Origin of the sequence: Streptomyces sp. NPDC057623, assembly GCF_042800355.1 — a bacterium.
Classification (GTDB): Bacteria; Actinomycetota; Actinomycetes; order Streptomycetales; family Streptomycetaceae; genus Streptomyces.
Genome location: NZ_JBHVGZ010000020.1, coordinates 111,065 through 127,522, shown reverse-complemented (window position 1 = coordinate 127,522; position 16,458 = coordinate 111,065). Strand labels below are relative to the sequence as shown.

Genomic DNA, 16,458 nt, shown 5'->3' with positions numbered 1-16,458 from the left:
AAGGGACGGTACGAGGGTTTCTGACGGGTCGTCAATTGGTCGTACGGCGTGGAGTGCCAGGGCGGGAGCCGCGGGCGGTGCGGGGAGCCGTGCGTGAGGCCGCGGGGCTCGGGGCCGGGCCCGCCTGGCAGTTCGGGCACCAGTAGGTGGGGCGCTCGCGGGAGCCGTCGCCCTGGTCCGCCGCGCGGATCGGGGCGACGCAGCGCAGGCAGGGGCGGTTTGCGCGGCCGTACACGAAGAGATCCTGGCCTCGGCGGCCTGTCGTACTGCGGATCGGGCGGTCGCGGTTGGCTTCCAGGAGTTTCTTGGCGAGTACGGGGAGTTGGGCGGTGTGCTCGGCGGGGAGCGCGCCGACGGGGAGCCAGGGGGTGACCCGGAGCAGGAAACAGAGCTCGCTCTTGTAGACATTGCCGATGCCGGCGAGGTTGCGCTGGTCCAGCAGGGCCTCACCGAGGGGGCGGGCGGGGTCCGCCAGGAGGTTGGCGAGGGCACGGTCGGGGGACCAGTCGGGGCCCAGCAGGTCGGGGCCCAGGTGGCCGACGGCGTGCTCCTCGTCGGTGGTGCGCAGCAGATCGAGGACGGGGAGGCGGTAGCCGACGGCCGTGCGGGCGGGACCGGCGTCGGTTGCGGCGTCGGCGGCGAGGATCAGGCGGATCTGGTGGGCGGGGCCGCCCGTCCAGCGCTGTTCGTCGGAGTAGACCTTCCAGGAACCTTCCATGCCCAGGTGCGTGTGGATCGTCAGGCCACCTTCGACGCGTGTGAGGAGGTGCTTGCCGCGCGGGGTGACGTCCAGGACGGTACGGCCGGTGAGGTCGACGGTGGCGTACTTCGGCACCCGGAAGTCGCTGAGGGTCAGCACCCTGCTCGCGAGGGCGGTGTGCAGCCGTTTCGCGGTTTGCCAGACCGTGTCTCCTTCGGGCATGAGTCAAGGGTGGCACGCAAGGTGGCGCGGGCAGAGCCGCGGCTTGGGTCAGGCGCGCAGGCGCAGGCCACGCGGTGTCGCGATGAAGCCCGCTCCCTCCAGGAGGGCGCCTGTGGGGGACGTCAGCGCCGAGGCGCCGTTCACCCGCTCCACCGTGACCGTGCCGAGGGAGCCCGCGCGGGCGGCCGCGGCGAGGGCCTCCGCCGCCGTGTGCAGGCGGGGGTCGTCGGCGGGCTCGGTGTCCGGGGCGGAGGGCCAGGCCAGCAGTGTCTTCCCGCCGCGCTCCATGTAGAGGGTCAGCTCGCCCTCGACGAGCACCACGAGGGAGCCCGCCTTGCGGCCCGGCTTGTGCCCGGCGCCGGTGGGTGGCTCGGGCCAGGCCAGGGCGGCGCCGTACGCGTTCGCCGGGTCGGCGGCGGCGAGGACGACGGCTCGGGTGTCGGCGGCGGGGCGGCCGGGGCGGGAGCCGGAGCCGGGGCCGTACGGGGTGACGCCCTTGTGCCACGCGGGGCCTTGGGGGGTGCGGGGGCCGCCCCGAGGGGCGAGGTCACGGGGTGAGACGTAGTCGCCCGGTCCGAGGTGGGAGTCCAGGAAGTCGTGGTCGAGGTCGGGGATGTCGTAGGTGGGGGTGCCGTCGGGGTTGTCGTACGCGGGGGTGCGGCCCTCGTCGGCGAAGGGGTTGCTGGAGCCTTCGGAGGAGCCGAAGTGGCCGGTGCCGCCGTGTCCGTCTGAAGCGCCGTACGTGTCATGTGCGCCGAAGCCGTCGGGGGCGTCGTTGGTGTCGCGGGAGCCTGGGCCGGGCAGGCCCTCGCCCCGTTCGCGGGCGTTGGCCACCGCGCGCAGCCGGTCCACCGCGCCGTCCATGGCGAACTGAGCTGCGCCGAGACCCTCGACCACGTAACCGCGCCGCGCCTGGCCGCTTTCCTCGAAGGCGGACAGGATGCGGTACGTCGCCGAGAAGCCGCCCTCGACGCCCTCCGCGGCGACCGCTCCCCGGGTCACCACGCCGTGTCGGTCGAGGAGAGTGCGGGCCAGGGCGTGAGCCCGCACGGTGGGGTCCGGTTCGTGGGCCGGGAGCAGGGACCAACGGCCGGCGACGGTCGGCGGGCCGGTGCGGGAGGCGGGGCGGGCGGCGGCCGTGAGGGAGCCGTAGCGTCCGCGAGGGACCGTGCGCTTGGCGCGGTGGGCGGTGGAGCCCGCGGTGCGGCCCGAGCCCAGCAGGGAGCGCATGGGTGCGAGCGTGTCGTTGGTCAGGCGGCCCGACCAGGCCAGGTCCCAGAGGACGTCGGCGAGTTGCGGGTCGGTGGCGTCAGGGTGGGTGGTGGCGCGGACCTGGTCGGCGATCTGGCGGAAGAACAGGCCGTAGCCGCCGGACAGGGTGTCCAGGACGGACTGGTGCAGTGCCGTCAGCTCCAAGGGGTGGGGCTGCGGCAGGAGCAGGGGGGCCGCGTCCGCCATGTAGAGGGAGACCCAGCCGTCCTTGCCGGGGAGCGAGCCCGCTCCGGCCCAGACGACCTCGCCGGCGGCGGTGAGTTCGTCGACCATCGCCGGGGTGTAGTTCGCGACGCGGGACGGCAGGACGAGCTTCTCCAGGGCGGATGCCGGCACGGACGCGCCCTGCAACTGCTCGATGGCGCGGACCAGCCCGTCGATACCGCGCAGTCCGTGGCCCTTGCCGATGTGCTGCCACTGCGGCAGGAACTGCGCGAGCGCGGCCGGTGGCACCGGCTCCAGTTCATGTCGCAGTGCGGCCAGGGAGCGGCGGCGGAGGCGGCGCAGGACCGTGGCATCGCACCACTCCTGGCCGATGCCGGCCGGATGGAACTCGCCCTGGACGACACGGCCGCTCGCCGCCAGCCGCTGGAGGGCACCGTCCGTGATCGCCGCGCCCAGGCCGAAGCGGGCCGCCGCCGTGGCCGACGTGAACGGGCCGTGGGTGCGGGCGTAGCGGGCGAGGAGGTCGCCGAGCGGGTCCTTGACCGGTTCGGTGAAGGCCTCGGGGACGCCGACCGGCAGGGCTGTGCCGAGGGCGTCGCGCAGGCGGCCCGCGTCCTCGATCGCCGCCCAGTGGTCGGTGGCGGCGATGCGGACCTTGATGGCGCGGCGGGCGCCGGCCAGCTCCTGGGCCCAGTGCGGTTCGGCGCCCCGTTCGGCGAGCTCGGCGGTTGTGAGCGGGCCGAGGAGGCGAAGGACGTCCGCGACGCTCTCGGCGTCCTTGACACGGCGGTCCTCGGTCAGCCACTGGAGCTCTCGCTCCAGCTCGGTCAGCACTTCGGCGTCGAGCAGCTCGCGCAGCTCCGCCTGGCCGAGCAGCTCGGCCAGCAGACGTGAGTCCAGTGACAGGGCCGCGGCGCGGCGTTCGGCGAGCGGGGAGTCTCCCTCGTACAGGAACTGGGCGACGTACCCGAAGAGGAGGGAGCGCGCGAAGGGGGACGGCTCGGGGGTGGTGACCTCGACGAGGCGTACCTTGCGGGACTCGAGATCGCCCATCAGCTCGACGAGTCCGGGGACGTCGAAGACATCCTGGAGGCACTCGCGGACCGCCTCCAGGACGATCGGGAACGAGCCGAACTCGCTGGCCACCTGGAGCAGTTGGGCGGCGCGCTGGCGCTGCTGCCACAGCGGGGTGCGCTTGCCGGGGCTGCGGCGCGGCAGCAGCAGGGCGCGGGCGGCGCACTCGCGGAAGCGGGACGCGAAGAGGGCCGAGCCGCCGACCTGGTCGGTGACGACCTGGTCGACGTCGCCCTTGTCGAAGACGACGTCCGCCGCGCCGACGGGGGCCTTGTCGGCGTCGTACTCCGTGCCGGCTTTCATGGGCTCCTGGTCCAGCAGGTCCAGGCCCATGAGGTCGGCGTCGGGCAGGCGCAGCACGATGCCGTCGTCGGCGTGCATGACCTGCGCGTCCATGCCGTACCGCTCGGAGAGCTTCGCGCCGAGTGCGAGCGCCCACGGGGCGTGGACCTGGGCGCCGAAGGGGGAGTGCACGACGACGCGCCAGTCGCCGAGCTCGTCCCGGAAGCGCTCTACGACGATCGTGCGGTCGTCCGGGATGTGGCCGCATGCCTCGCGCTGCTCGTCGAGGTAGGACAGGACGTTGTCGGCGGCCCAGGCGTCCAGGCCGGCCGTGAGGAGCCGGAGACGGGCGTCGTCCTTGGGCAGCGAGCCGACTTCGCGCAGGAACGCGCCCACCGCGCGGCCCAGTTCGAGCGGGCGGCCCAGCTGGTCCCCCTTCCAGAAGGGGAGGCGGCCCGGTACGCCCGGGGCGGGGGAGACCAGGACGCGGTCGCGCGTGATGTCCTCGATGCGCCAGGAACTGGTGCCCAGCGTGAAGACGTCCCCGACGCGCGACTCGTAGACCATCTCCTCGTCGAGTTCACCGACCCGGCCGCCGCCCTTCTTGGGGTCCGACCCGGCGAGGAAGACCCCGAAGAGACCGCGGTCGGGGATGGTCCCCCCGGATGTGACGGCGAGGCGCTGGGCGCCGGGGCGGCCGGTGATCGTGCCGGCGACCCGGTCCCAGACCACCCGTGGGCGAAGCTCGGCGAACGCGTCGGACGGATAGCGGCCGGCGAGCATGTCGAGCACCGCGGTGAACGCGGACTCGGGGAGGGAGGCGAAGGGGGCGGCTCTGCGGACGGTGGCGAGGAGGTCGTCGAACTGCCAGGTGTCCATCGCCGTCATGGCGACGACCTGCTGGGCGAGGACGTCCAGGGGGTTCGCCGGGACCTTGAGGGACTCGATGGACCCGGTGCGCATCCGCTCGGTGACCACGGCTGCCTGGACCAGGTCGCCGCGGTATTTCGGGAAGACGACACCGGTGGAGACCGCGCCCACCTGGTGGCCGGCGCGGCCGACGCGCTGGAGGCCGGAGGCGACGGACGGGGGTGATTCGACCTGGACGACCAGGTCGACCGCGCCCATGTCGATGCCCAGTTCGAGGCTGGACGTGGCAACGACTGCGGGCAGGCGGCCCGCCTTGAGGTCCTCCTCGACCAGGGCGCGCTGTTCCTTGGAGACCGAGCCGTGGTGGGCGCGGGCGATGACCGGGGGTGCGCCCTGGGCCGCGCCGGAGCCGCCCATGAGCTCGGCCGGGGCATGGTGCTCGTCCAGGGGTTCGCCGGTGGCGCGCTCGTAGGCGATCTCGTTGAGGCGGTTGCACAGGCGCTCCGCGAGCCGGCGGGAGTTGGCGAAGACGATGGTGGAGCGGTGGGACTGGACGAGGTCGGTGATGCGTTCTTCGACGTGGGGCCAGATCGAGGGGCGTTCCGCGCCTTCGGTGCTCTCGGCGACCGGGGAGCCGCCCAGCTCACCGAGGTCCTCGACGGGGACCACGACCGAGAGGTCGAACTCCTTGCCCGACTTCGGCTGGACGATCTCCACCTTGCGGCGAGGGGAGAGGTAGCGGGCGATCTCGTCGACCGGGCGGACGGTCGCGGAGAGGCCGATGCGGCGGGCCGGCTTCGGGAGGAGCTCGTCCAGGCGCTCCAGGGTGAGCGAGAGATGGGCGCCGCGCTTGGTGCCCGCCACCGCGTGGACCTCGTCGAGGATCACCGTCTCGATGCCTGTCAGGGCGTCGCGCGTGGCCGACGTCAGCATCAGGAACAGGGACTCCGGGGTGGTGATCAGGATGTCCGGAGGGCGGGTCGAGAGGGCTCGGCGCTCTGCGGCCGGGGTGTCGCCCGAGCGGATGCCGACCTTCACCTCGGGTTCGGGCAGACCCAGGCGTACGGATTCCTGGCGGATGCCGGTCAGGGGGCTGCGGAGGTTGCGCTCCACGTCGACGGCCAGGGCCTTGAGGGGGGAGACGTAGAGAACTCGGCAGCGCTTCTTGGGGTCGGCCGGCGGGGGTGTGGCGGCGAGTTGGTCGAGAGCGGCGAGGAAGGCGGCCAGGGTCTTGCCGGAGCCGGTGGGGGCAACGACCAGCACGTCCGAGCCCTCCTGGATGGCCTGCCACGCGCCTGCCTGGGCCGCGGTGGGCGCGGAGAACGCGCCCGTGAACCAGCCGCGGGTCGCGGGGGAGAAGCCGTCCAGGGCTCGGTGCGGGTTGCTGACCATGCGTCCATCCTGCACCCGGGCACTGACAACGCGGCTGAGCTGGGGATCGGCTTCGGTTCACGGGTTGGGTGAGAGTGGCTGCCGCGTCGTGAGGGGGCCGCCGATCGGCATCCGCCGGCTTCGCCCAGAATGGGGATATGGCAGGTTCCGGCGAGCGGGCGCGGCATTGGCGGTATGCCGACCTGCCCGGAGTCGACCTGCTGCGGGCGCGGTACATACGGAAGACGTTTGTGCGGCACACGCATGAGAGCTTTGTGATCGCTGCCATCGCGGACGGTGTGGAGGTCTTCCACCACCAAGGGGCCGATCAGTATGCGGGGGCCGGTGCTCTCGCGCTGGTCAATCCGGACACGCCGCATACGGGGCGGGCGGGAGTTCCGGAGGGGTGGCGGTACGGGGCCGTCTACCCGGCGCCGGAGGTGGTGGCCGAGATCGCGGCCGAGACCACCGTGATCCGAGGGACGCCGGGCTTCGTCAGACCGGTGGTGGACGACCCGTACACCGTGGGCCTGGTGCATCAGGTGCTGCGTGCCGCTGACGAGGGGAACGCGTTGGCCGCCGACACGCTGCTTCGGGTTGCCGTGACCCGGCTGCTGCGGTTGAACGGTGGGACTCTTCCCCAGCGGGAGGTGCGGACGGCCGGGGCCCAGATCGCCGTACGCGCGCGTGAGGTGCTGGAAGGGCGGATGGCCGAGCCGCCGAGTCTGGAGACGCTGGCTCTTGATCTCGGCAGCAGTCCGTTCGCCCTGCTGCGGGCGTTTCGGGAGCTGTACGGAATGCCGCCGCATACCTGGTTGACCGATGCACGGGTGCGGGAGGCTCGACGGTTGTTGGACGCGGGTGTCGCGCCGGCGGAGGCAGCCGTTGCTGTGGGGTTCACCGATCAGCCGCATCTGAATCGGCACTTCACCCGGATCGTCGGCGTTCCTCCGGGGGCCTACCGGCGGGAGCGCAAGAACGTACAAGACGCGCGCCGGTGGTCGGCCTAGCGTCACGGGCGTGGCAGAACAGAAAGCTCTCGAAGATCTCCAGGTGGACAGGGGCAGGCCCGATGCCGCAGTCGTACGGGACGCCCTGGGCGTCGGCGTCGCCGTCGGACTGTCCGGGTTCGCGTTCGGGGTGACGTCGGCGGGCGGTGGGCTCACGCTCGTGCAGACCTGTGCGCTCAGTTTGCTGGTGTTCACGGGAGCGTCGCAGTTCGCGCTCGTGGGTGCGCTCGCGGCGGGCGGCAGCCCGTTGACCGCGGCCGCCGGCGCCTTCTTTCTGGGGGTGCGCAACGCCTTCTACGGGCTGCGGCTGTCGCAGTTGCTGAGCCTCACGCGCGCGGTGCGGCCGTTCGCCGCGCAATGGGTGATCGATGAGACGGCGGCTGTCGCGCTGGCGCAGCCGACGCGGCGCGGCGCACGGATCGGGTTCGTGGTGACCGGGCTCAGTCTGTACGTGCTGTGGAACCTCACCACGTTGCTCGGTGCGCTCGGGGCGGAGGCCATGGGCGACACCGATGCCTGGGGGCTCGACGCGGCCGGGCCCGCTGTCTTCTTGGCGTTGCTCGCGCCGATGGTGAAGTCCGCGACCGAGCGTGCTGTCGCCGCTCTCGCCGTGGTACTGGGGCTCGGGCTGTTGCCCGTGCTGCCTGCCGGCGTGCCCGTCCTGGTGGCCGCCCTCGCGGCACCGGTCGTGTTGTGGGCGCGAGGGCGTCGCGAGGGAGCCGTACGGGAGGGGGAACGGTGAGCACCTGGATCGCGATCGGCGTCACCGCCCTCGGCTGCTACGGCGTCAAGCTGCTCGGACTGCTGGTGCCCGCGGGCGCCCTGGAGCGACCTCTCGTACGGCGTCTTGCCGCCCTGTTGCCCGTCGCCCTCCTTGCCGCCCTCACGGCTCAGCAGACCTTCGGGAACGGACATGAGCTGGTGCTGGACGCGAGGGTGGCAGGGGTTGCCGCGGCTGCTGTGGCGCTCGTCCTGCGGGCCCCGTTCCTGGTCGTCGTCGCGGCGGCCGTGGTGGTGACGGCTGGGGTGCGCGCCCTGGGCGGTTGAGACTGGTCAGCCGATGTGGCGGCCGTACGCGCGGAGCGTGCGCAGTGCCTCGATCGTCACCATGGGGCGCGCTTCCAGCGCGATGCCCGGTGCCCACGGGCGCTGGGGGTACCAGCCACGCGTCGAGCGGTGGGGCAGGAGCGGCCAGCCGCCGTCCTCCTGCTGCCCGCCGGCGAGGTGGTCGAGGGAGCGGCTCATCTCGTCGTCCGTGAACCACGCGCGCGCGAAGGAGCGCGGTGTCCTCGCGTAGTCGTGCGGGAAGTGGTGCTCGTCGGGGGCGTAGCCGGGGGAGACCGGGTACGCGTCGAGGTTGTCCGGGTCCAGCGCCGCAAGGCCCTGGTCGCGCACCAGGCGGCCCAGACGGTCGGCCGCCGCCTCCGCGCGCGGACGGTCCGGAGCGGAGTCCAGGAAGGCCACGGCGGCCTCGATCTCGTACGGATGCGACTTCTCCAGCGACTCGACCGCCTGCCAGCAGAAGTCCGTGGCCCGGAACAGCCAGGCATGCCACACCTCGTTGCGGTGCAGCAGACCGACCACCGGCCCGGTGGCCAGGAGCGAGCTGGGAGCGTCCGCCACGATCGGGATGGAGGGGGACGCCGGGTAGCCGTGCCGGCCGGGGTGCATCGCGGGGAGGGCGCCGTCCGTGGTGGAGACCGAGGTGAGATAGCGGCATACACGGTCCACGCGCTGTCCGCCGCAGCGTTCGAGGGCGTCCAGGACGTGGAGTGCGTGACCGGCGTGCAACGGCTGGCTGACCGGACCGCGCAGATCCGGTTCCAGAGCGTGGCCGTACCCGCCGTCCTCGTTGCGGTAGGCGTCCAGCGCGGTCTCCACCGGGTCTGCGGCGCCGTTCAGGAAGTGGTACGCGAAGAGGCGCTGTTCGAGCACGCGCGCGGTGAGCTGGACGAACTGCTCGGCGCGGAAGAGCGGGGAGGGCGCCGGGGGCGCCGGGGGGAGTGGGGAAGCTCCGGTTTCGGGCATGCGACAGACCGTAGGGCGGAAAGCGGTCTCGGCAAGTGGTCCCGGCGCAGGCCCACTCTCAGGGGCGGGATACTGGACGCATGCGGTTGACGGTCTTCTGGGAGCGGATGGTGGACCATTTCGGTCCGGGGAACGCCGACACCTTCGCGCGCGACCATGTGATGGCGGAGCTCGGCGGGTGCACGGTGTACGAGGCGCTGGACTCCGGCTGGGAGGCCAAGGACGTGTGGCGTGTGGTCTGCGCCGTCATGAACGTTCCGGGAGAGAAGCGCTGACCGGTCACGAAGATCGCAGGACGGCAGCCGGTTGTCGGTGGCGTGGGCGACACTTGCTCCGTGGCACGCACTGACGAGACCGGGCAGCCTGCCCGGCACGGATCCCCGTTCGGCACGACGCCGCCCACCCCGCCGCCGGGCGAGGGCGCCGCCGGGCCGGACGCCCGCATGCCTCGTTGGCTGCCGCGCGCCTTGGTGCTCGCGCTGGCGCTCGTCGGCGCGTTCCAGCTGGGCAGCTGGGCGTTTCACCAGCTCACCGGGCTGCTGATCAACGTTCTTATCGCGTTCTTCCTGGCGCTGGCCATCGAGCCGGCGGTGAGCTGGATGGCCTCACGCGGTATGCGACGGGGCCTGGCCACCGGCATCGTCTTCCTCGCCGTGATCGTCGTGTCCGCCGGGTTCGTGACGCTGCTGGGGTCCATGCTCGCGGGCCAGATCATCAAGATCGTCGAGGACTTCCCGGACTACCTCGACTCGGTCATCAACTGGATCAACGCCCACTTCCACACCGAGCTGCGCCGCGTGGACGTCCAGGAGGGCCTGCTCCGTTCCGACTGGCTGCGCAACTACGTGCAGAACAGCGCCACGGGCGTACTGGACGTGTCCGCCCAGGTCCTCGGCGGTCTCTTCCAGCTGCTGACCATCACGCTGTTCTCGTTCTACTTCGCCGCGGACGGCCCGCGACTGCGCCGCGCGCTGTGCTCCGTGCTGCCGCCCGCCAAGCAGGCGGAGGTGCTGCGCGCGTGGGAGATCGCCGTCATCAAGACCGGCGGCTACCTGTACTCGCGCGGCCTGATGGCGCTCATCTCCGGCATAGCCCACTACATCCTGCTGGAGAGCCTGGACGTGCCCTACGCGCCCGTGCTCGCCGTGTGGGTCGGCCTGGTCTCGCAGTTCATCCCCACCATCGGCACGTATCTCGCGGGCGCCCTGCCCATGCTGATCGCCTTCACGGTCGATCCCTGGTACGCGCTGTGGGTACTGATCTTCGTCGTGGTCTACCAGCAGTTCGAGAACTATGTCCTCCAGCCCAAGTTGACCTCGAAGACCGTCGACATCCACCCCGCGGTGGCCTTCGGGTCGGTCATCGCGGGCACCGCCCTCCTCGGCGCGGTGGGCGCGCTGGTCGCCATCCCGGCGATCGCCACGCTCCAGGCGTTCCTGGGGGCGTACGTGAAGCGTTACGACGTCACCGACGACCCCCGGGTCCACGGGCATCGGAGGCGGGGATCGGGGCGGGGCCTCGTCGCCCGCGCGCGTGCGTTGTGGACTCGGCGGAGGCGGGGAACGGCGAAGCCGCGGTCGGAGGCGGGAGACTCCGGGGAGAGTTCCACGGAGAACTCCGACTGAGGAGAGATCGCGGTCTCTCCTGGGTAGTGCCTGCCTGTCCGGGAACGCCTGCCTGTCCGGGGAGTGTGCGGCCAGGCCGGGAGCGGGGGCGGGTCTGGCCCGGGCGGCCGGCCGGGAATCCGGGGAGTGTCGGGTCGCGAACGTAGTCTCGTAGGTGGCGCGTGGTGCGCTTGACACAAAAATCGAACATCCATTCTCATGGAGGCGCCGGCGAGGCGCTCGGCGGGCACTTCGCCATGGTTTCGACGGAGAAGTACCCGAGTTATCCACAGGCCGGACGGGCGTCGGGGCGCATTGTCAGTGGCAGGCGTTAGCGTCTTTGACGTGAAGCGATCGACTCAAGCAAACCGGGTGGAACCCATGGCAGGAACCGACCGCGAGAAGGCCCTGGATGCCGCACTCGCACAGATTGAACGGCAATTCGGCAAGGGCGCGGTCATGCGCATGGGCGAGCGGCCGAATGAGCCCATCGAGGTCATCCCCACCGGGTCGACCGCACTCGACGTGGCCCTCGGCGTCGGCGGCCTGCCGCGCGGCCGTGTGGTGGAGGTCTACGGCCCGGAGTCCTCCGGTAAGACGACCCTGACCCTGCACGCGGTGGCGAACGCGCAGAAGGCCGGCGGCCAGGTCGCCTTCGTGGACGCCGAGCACGCCCTTGACCCCGAGTACGCGAAGAAGCTCGGCGTCGACATCGACAACCTGATCCTCTCCCAGCCGGACAACGGCGAGCAGGCTCTGGAGATCGTGGACATGCTGGTCCGCTCCGGTGCCCTCGACCTCATCGTCATCGACTCCGTCGCCGCGCTCGTCCCGCGCGCGGAGATCGAGGGCGAGATGGGCGACAGCCACGTCGGCCTCCAGGCCCGTCTGATGAGCCAGGCCCTGCGGAAGATCACCAGCGCGCTCAACCAGTCCAAGACCACTGCGATCTTCATCAACCAGCTCCGCGAGAAGATCGGCGTGATGTTCGGCTCCCCGGAGACCACGACCGGTGGCCGGGCGCTGAAGTTCTACGCCTCGGTCCGTATCGACATCCGTCGTATCGAGACCCTGAAGGACGGCACCGACGCGGTCGGCAACCGTACCCGCTGCAAGGTCGTCAAGAACAAGGTCGCGCCGCCCTTCAAGCAGGCCGAGTTCGACATCCTCTACGGCCACGGCATCAGCCGCGAGGGCGGCCTGATCGACATGGGCGTGGAGCACGGCTTCGTCCGCAAGGCCGGCGCCTGGTACACGTACGAGGGCGACCAGCTCGGCCAGGGCAAGGAGAACGCGCGCAACTTCCTGAAGGACAACCCCGACCTGGCCAACGAGATCGAGAAGAAGATCAAGGAGAAGCTGGGCGTCGGCGTGCGGCCGGAGGAGCCCGCTGCCGAGCCGGGCGCGGACGCCGCGGTCTCCGCCACCCCGGACGACGCCGCGAAGACGGTGCCCGCTCCGGCGGCCAAGGCAGCCAAGACCAAGGCTGCGACCGCCAAGAGCTGACCCTTGACACGGCGAACGGACTGGGCCGAGTACGCCGCTGACCCGGACGCTCCGCGGAGGCGGGGACGAAGCGGCGACGAGGGCTGCTCCGGGATGGGCGGCCACGCCCATGCCGGAGACACGGCCCATGACGCGGACCGGGGGAACGACGGCACGGCGCCGTACGGCAGGAGCGAATCCTTCGGGGGGTACGGCGACGAGTCGGGCCCGGTGTACGGCGATGAGCCGGGCCATGGCGCGACAGAGAGCGAAGCGTGGGCGGAGGGCGGTTCGGCGCACGGCGCCGGTGCGCCCGGTGGCGGCTCACGCCGCGGTCGCGGCGAGGCTCGGGGCGCGGACGGCTCCCGTGGGCGTCGCCGGCGCGGCCGCACGGAGCCGTCCGGACAGGACGGAGGCGTCCCTGCCTCGTCGAGGGCCGAGAAGGGGGCGCCCCCAGGGGACCCGGTGGAGCAGGCGCGGGCGATCTGTCTGCGCCTGCTCACCGGGACCCCGCGCACGCGGAAGCAACTGGCGGACGCCCTGCGCAAGCGGGAGATCCCGGACGATGCCGCCGAGGAGGTGCTGTCGAGGTTCGAGGAGGTCGGCCTCATCAACGACAGTGCGTTCGCGGACGCCTGGGTGGAGTCCCGGCACCACGGCCGGGGGCTCGCCCGACGCGCGCTCGCCAGGGAACTGCGTACGAAGGGCGTCGACTCCACACTGATCGACGCGGCTGTCTCCCAGCTCGACTCCGAGCAGGAAGAGGCGACCGCACGCGAACTCGTCGACCGCAAACTGCGCTCCACACGCGGCCTCGACCGCGACAAACGCCTGCGCCGCCTCGCGGGCATGCTCGCCCGCAAGGGCTACCCCGAGGGCATGGCCCTGCGAGTGGTCCGGCAGGCACTGGAAGAAGAGGGCGAGGACACGGAGTTCCTCGAGGACGAGGGGTACTGATCCCGACGGCCGCGGAACCGCAGAGGGCCTGGCAGCGGGCGACGGCCGGTGCCGGTGGGACTCCGGCCCCGGACACGGTGGACGCGCGGGGGCGCCCATCGCGTTCGGGGCCGGGCAGTGATCACGCGCCCCTGTTGGGTCCGATGCGCGATCCGATTGCGACCCGATGCCCGATGTGCGGCACGAGACGGTCGACAAGGTCGTGGTCGCTGCGCAGGCCCTGTCCGCTGCCCGGAAGCAGTGTCTAAGCCTGAGTTCCTGCTCCGGCGCCCGACGTCACCGGAAGTCCTTCGGTCCGCCACGCCTGGAAGCCCCCGACCAGGTCGGTGGCCCGGTGCAGCCCCAGTCGCCGTAGCGACTCGGCCGCCAGGCTGGACGCGTACCCCTCGTTGCAGATCACCACGACCCGCAGGTCGTGACTCGTCGCCTCGGCGGCGCGATGGCTGCCCTGTGGATCGAGCCGCCACTCCAGTTCGTTGCGCTCGACCACGAGGGCACCCGGTATCAGACCGTCCCGCTCACGCAGGGCCGCGTACCGGATGTCGACCAGCAGAGCCTCGCCGGACCGGGCGGCCTCGTACGCTTCCTGCGGCTCGATCCGCGTGTAGCCCGCGCGTACCCGCTCCAGCAACTCGTCGATGCCGACCGGCTGTTCAGACACGTTGCCCCCGCCCTCGCTCACTTTCGGCTCATCCCCGCTGCCCGGTCGCTCGGTCAGGCCGCTCACTGCCAGTCCTCCGGGCTCTCCACCTGCTCCAAGCGCAGGATCGGCCCGCTGCGGCTGAAGCGGCGGATCCGCGGCAGGGGCGGGTAGTAGGCGTGAACGGAGATCGCATGCTGGTCGGAGGACTCGTTGAGGACCTCGTGCACATGGTGACGGCCGAAAGAGCGGCCCTTTCCCGCCGACAACCGCCGTTCCCGGTCCACGTCGTCCGTCAGTTCCAACGTCTTCCAGCCGTCGGCGGGCAGCCGGACCGCGAGCGCGTTCTCCTTGAGCTCGCCGGCCGCGGTGACGAAGGCCCCGACCGAGTCGGCATGGTCGTGCCAGCCGGTGCCCGTCCCGGGCGGCCAGCCGATCAACCAGGCCTCGCTGCCGCCGGGGCCCTCGAGCCGTACCCAGGTACGGCCCTCTGGGTCGAGCGGGAGCGAGGCGATCAGATCGGCGTCGGCGGCCGTGCGCCGTACGAAGTCGAGAAGGTCCGCCTGCGTCGGCGTGGAGCTCGACGTGGAATTCGGCGCAGCAGGCGTGGTCACGGGTTGAGAAGTGGCAACGGCGGCAGGAGAGACAGACACGGGCACCGTCCTGAAGTGAGTTCGCGAAGGGTGCGCGACAGCACAGGCGACAGGGATCAGGTGTCGGGAGTGGCGCGCGAGAAGAAAGAAGGCGAGTTCAGCAGGACGGGCGACACACGCAGCCCGCATAGCGGACGAGGTCCATATGGACCCTCCGCCACAGGCGCACACAGGTGTCGGTCACGATCCGGAGTACACCATGCCGGTGCGGGCCGGTCAACTCACTGTCACTATGCGGACCGCACAGTGACAGTGAGTGCCGCTTCGGGGTGAGGATCTGTTCACTTCGGGGTGAGAACCGGTTCCATACGACGGCATCAGCGCGACCCTGCCGGAGCCCCCGCCTCCTCGGTTGCCTCGGCAGCCTTGTCGGACCGCGTCGACTGGGCCGACTGGGCCGGTCCACCCAGCGCCGCCACGGCCGCCGCGTACAGATCGGTCGGCCGCACCCCGCTCAACGCCGTCACCAGGTGACCGTCGGGCCGCACCAACAGGACCGAATGCGCGGACGCCCCGGGGTAGCTCTCCGCGACCAGCAGTTCGGCCGGATACGGCAGCGCCGTCACCGCGGCCGCCAGCCGCGGCATGATCCCCGCGGTCGCCCAGTGCTTGCGCTCCCACACGCCCGTGCCCGGAGCGATCAGCAGGACCAGCAGCGCGCCACGCCCGAGCCGGTCCCGCAGCCGTACGAAGGAGCCGTCCTCCGCCGTGACACGCACGTCCATGATCGGCGCACCGCGCGGCGTGTCCACCGGAACCTCGCCCTCCAGGTGCCCGGGCGCGAGCGGTGAGTCGGCGTACGTCCCCGGCGCACCGATCGCTCCCTGCCCCAGATGGCCATCCATCAACAGCGCGTCATGCCCCCGTGCGGAGCCGGGGACGTAGGCGCGCAGCCCTCCGCCGCCGCGCAGCAGCGGCAGCGCCTGGTCGGCGGCGCGCAGCCGGGCGGCGACGGCCGCGCGCCGCTCCACCTGATAACTGTCGAGCAGCGCCTCGTGCGACCCGTGGTGCCAGGCGGCCGCCAGCTTCCAGGAGAGGTTGTGCGCGTCCCGCAGCCCCTCGTCGAGCCCGTGCGTACCGAGCGTGCCGAGGCAGTGCGCCGCGTCCCCGGCGAGAAAGACGCGGCCCACGCGCCAGCGGCGAGCCAGGCGGTGGTGGACCGTGTGCACTCCGGTGTCGAGGAGTTCGTACGTCGGTGTCTCTCCGCCGGTCCAGCCGGCGAGTGTCTCCCGGATGCGGGCCACCAGCAGCTCGGGCGTGACCAGGTCCTTGCCCGGCGGCAGCAGCCAGTCCAGGCGCCACACGCCGTCCGGAAGCGGCCGTCCGGTGACCTCCCCGCCCGAAGGTCCGGACGTCCGCCACGGCGGCATCCGATGAAGCAACGCCTGGCCGTCCCACGGAAGTTCCGTGCGCAGCGCGGCCACGGCGTGTCGCTCCACCGCCGTACGGCCCGGAAAGCGGATGTCCTGGAGTTTGCGCACGGTGGAACGGGGGCCGTCGCAGCCGACCACGTAACTGCCGCGCCACCAGGTGCCCTTGGGGCCGCGGGTGTGCGCGGTGACGCCGGAGGCCTCCTGCTCGATGGCGTCCAGGCGGCTGTCCACGGCGACCTTCACGAGTCGTTCGTCGGCGAGGGCCGCGCGCAGGGCGCCGGTCAGTGCGTGCTGGGCGATGTGCAGGGGGGCGGGGTTCGCGACGCCTTCGCGCCCCTCCGCGTCCTTTGCGCCATCGTCGAACGTGACCTCGCGCATCACCTGCTTGCGCCGAATCGCCCGCCATCCGGCCCAGTGGGTGCCGGCCTCGGCGAGCGGCGCACCCGTCAGGCGTTCCACGAGGGCGGTGGTGTCCTCGCGCAGGACGACGGTGCGCGCGAGGCGGGGTTCGTCCTTGCCGGGCCCCTCGTCCAGAACGACGGACGGCACCTCCTGACGGGCCAGCGCCAGGGCGAGCGTGAGCCCGACGGGCCCCGCTCCGACGATGATCACCGGGTCCACGGCGCGGCGCCCCCTGCCCGCAGCGGTGTCCCGAGGGACGCGAGTGAACAGAAAGTTGGAGCAGGGTGCACGATCACAGAACGTATGCAACCCATTGCCGGTGCTTGCGTCAAGTGACGGAGGGCAGTGGC

Annotated in this window: 13 protein-coding genes and 1 pseudogene; 7 read left to right on the top strand and 7 right to left on the bottom strand. The window is 71.9% G+C overall.

The genetic code is table 11. The features are described 5' to 3' along the window. Positions 1-31 precede the first annotated feature (31 nt). Both ACFU95_RS21970 and ACFU95_RS21965 read right to left on the bottom strand, forming a co-directional pair. Complete coding sequence (locus ACFU95_RS21970; RefSeq protein WP_383830082.1) at positions 32-922, bottom strand: DNA-formamidopyrimidine glycosylase family protein; 891 nt, start codon at positions 920-922, stop codon at positions 32-34. 48 nt (positions 923-970) lie between these two features. Then, positions 971-5,977 (bottom strand): ATP-dependent helicase, encoded by a 5,007-nt coding sequence (locus ACFU95_RS21965; protein WP_383830079.1) that lies wholly within the window; start codon positions 5,975-5,977, stop codon positions 971-973. A 137-nt stretch (positions 5,978-6,114) separates the two neighbouring features. Between ACFU95_RS21965 and ACFU95_RS21960 the strand changes: the two are divergent. From ACFU95_RS21960 to ACFU95_RS21950, 3 genes and pseudogenes are all read left to right on the top strand, one after another. Beyond that, positions 6,115-7,094, top strand: a pseudogene (locus tag ACFU95_RS21960) (AraC family transcriptional regulator); the annotation flags it as partial. Further along, positions 6,977-7,708: an AzlC family ABC transporter permease gene (locus ACFU95_RS21955; protein ID WP_383830076.1), complete on the top strand. Its 732-nt coding sequence runs from the start codon at positions 6,977-6,979 to the stop codon at positions 7,706-7,708. The pseudogene ACFU95_RS21960 and the gene ACFU95_RS21955, both read left to right, overlap by 118 nt. Beyond that, on the top strand, positions 7,705-8,013 hold the full coding sequence (locus ACFU95_RS21950) for an AzlD domain-containing protein (RefSeq protein ID WP_383830073.1): 309 nt from the start codon (positions 7,705-7,707) through the stop codon (positions 8,011-8,013). The genes ACFU95_RS21955 and ACFU95_RS21950 overlap by 4 nt, the downstream gene beginning before the upstream one ends. 6 nt (positions 8,014-8,019) lie before the next feature. On the opposite strand, the gene ACFU95_RS21945 is transcribed toward ACFU95_RS21950, so the two are convergent. Beyond that, on the bottom strand, positions 8,020-8,994 hold the full coding sequence (locus ACFU95_RS21945; RefSeq protein ID WP_383830071.1) for a hypothetical protein: 975 nt from the start codon (positions 8,992-8,994) through the stop codon (positions 8,020-8,022). 80 nt (positions 8,995-9,074) lie between these two features. Between ACFU95_RS21945 and ACFU95_RS21940 the strand changes: the two genes are divergently transcribed. The 4 genes from ACFU95_RS21940 (at position 9,075) to recX (ending at position 13,040) form a co-directional block, all read left to right on the top strand. After that, a complete protein-coding gene (locus ACFU95_RS21940) occupies positions 9,075-9,269 on the top strand; it encodes a DUF3046 domain-containing protein (protein ID WP_383830068.1) in 195 nt (64 codons plus the stop codon). A 60-nt stretch (positions 9,270-9,329) separates the two neighbouring features. Continuing rightward, positions 9,330-10,619 (top strand): AI-2E family transporter, encoded by a 1,290-nt coding sequence (locus ACFU95_RS21935; RefSeq protein ID WP_383830065.1) that lies wholly within the window; start codon positions 9,330-9,332, stop codon positions 10,617-10,619. A 360-nt stretch (positions 10,620-10,979) separates the two neighbouring features. After that, positions 10,980-12,104 (top strand): recombinase RecA, encoded by a 1,125-nt coding sequence (recA, locus tag ACFU95_RS21930; RefSeq protein WP_383830062.1) that lies wholly within the window; start codon positions 10,980-10,982, stop codon positions 12,102-12,104. 3 nt (positions 12,105-12,107) lie between these two features. Continuing rightward, complete coding sequence (gene recX, locus ACFU95_RS21925) at positions 12,108-13,040, top strand: recombination regulator RecX (protein WP_383830059.1); 933 nt, start codon at positions 12,108-12,110, stop codon at positions 13,038-13,040. 244 nt (positions 13,041-13,284) lie between these two features. On the opposite strand, the gene ACFU95_RS21920 is transcribed toward recX, so the two are convergent. The 4 genes from ACFU95_RS21920 to ACFU95_RS21905 all read right to left on the bottom strand — a co-directional run bounded on the left by ACFU95_RS21920 (position 13,285) and on the right by ACFU95_RS21905 (position 16,327). Beyond that, the gene (locus tag ACFU95_RS21920; RefSeq protein ID WP_383830115.1) at positions 13,285-13,722 is read right to left on the bottom strand and encodes a rhodanese-like domain-containing protein; all 438 of its coding nucleotides are present in this window, start codon (positions 13,720-13,722) and stop codon (positions 13,285-13,287) included. Between the two features lie 41 nt (positions 13,723-13,763). Beyond that, on the bottom strand, positions 13,764-14,294 hold the full coding sequence (locus tag ACFU95_RS21915; RefSeq protein ID WP_383830056.1) for a cysteine dioxygenase: 531 nt from the start codon (positions 14,292-14,294) through the stop codon (positions 13,764-13,766). Positions 14,295-14,430: 136 nt separating this feature from the next. Further along, positions 14,431-14,502 (bottom strand): putative leader peptide, encoded by a 72-nt coding sequence (locus ACFU95_RS21910; RefSeq protein ID WP_309544753.1) that lies wholly within the window; start codon positions 14,500-14,502, stop codon positions 14,431-14,433. A gap of 148 nt (positions 14,503-14,650) precedes the next feature. After that, entirely contained in the window at positions 14,651-16,327 is a 1,677-nt protein-coding gene (locus ACFU95_RS21905) for an FAD-dependent monooxygenase (protein WP_383830053.1), read from the bottom strand. Between the last annotated feature and the right edge of the window lie 131 nt (positions 16,328-16,458).

Bases quoted from the DNA above. Each gene is read 5' to 3' on its own strand.
- ACFU95_RS21970 (WP_383830082.1), bottom strand. From the start codon at position 922: ATGCCCGAAGGAGACACGGTCTGGCAAACCGCGAAACGGCTGCACACC.
- ACFU95_RS21965 (WP_383830079.1), bottom strand. From the start codon at position 5,977: ATGGTCAGCAACCCGCACCGAGCCCTGGACGGCTTCTCCCCCGCGACC.
- ACFU95_RS21945 (WP_383830071.1), bottom strand. From the start codon at position 8,994: ATGCCCGAAACCGGAGCTTCCCCACTCCCCCCGGCGCCCCCGGCGCCC.
- ACFU95_RS21940 (WP_383830068.1), top strand. From the start codon at position 9,075: ATGCGGTTGACGGTCTTCTGGGAGCGGATGGTGGACCATTTCGGTCCG.
- recA (WP_383830062.1), top strand. From the start codon at position 10,980: ATGGCAGGAACCGACCGCGAGAAGGCCCTGGATGCCGCACTCGCACAG.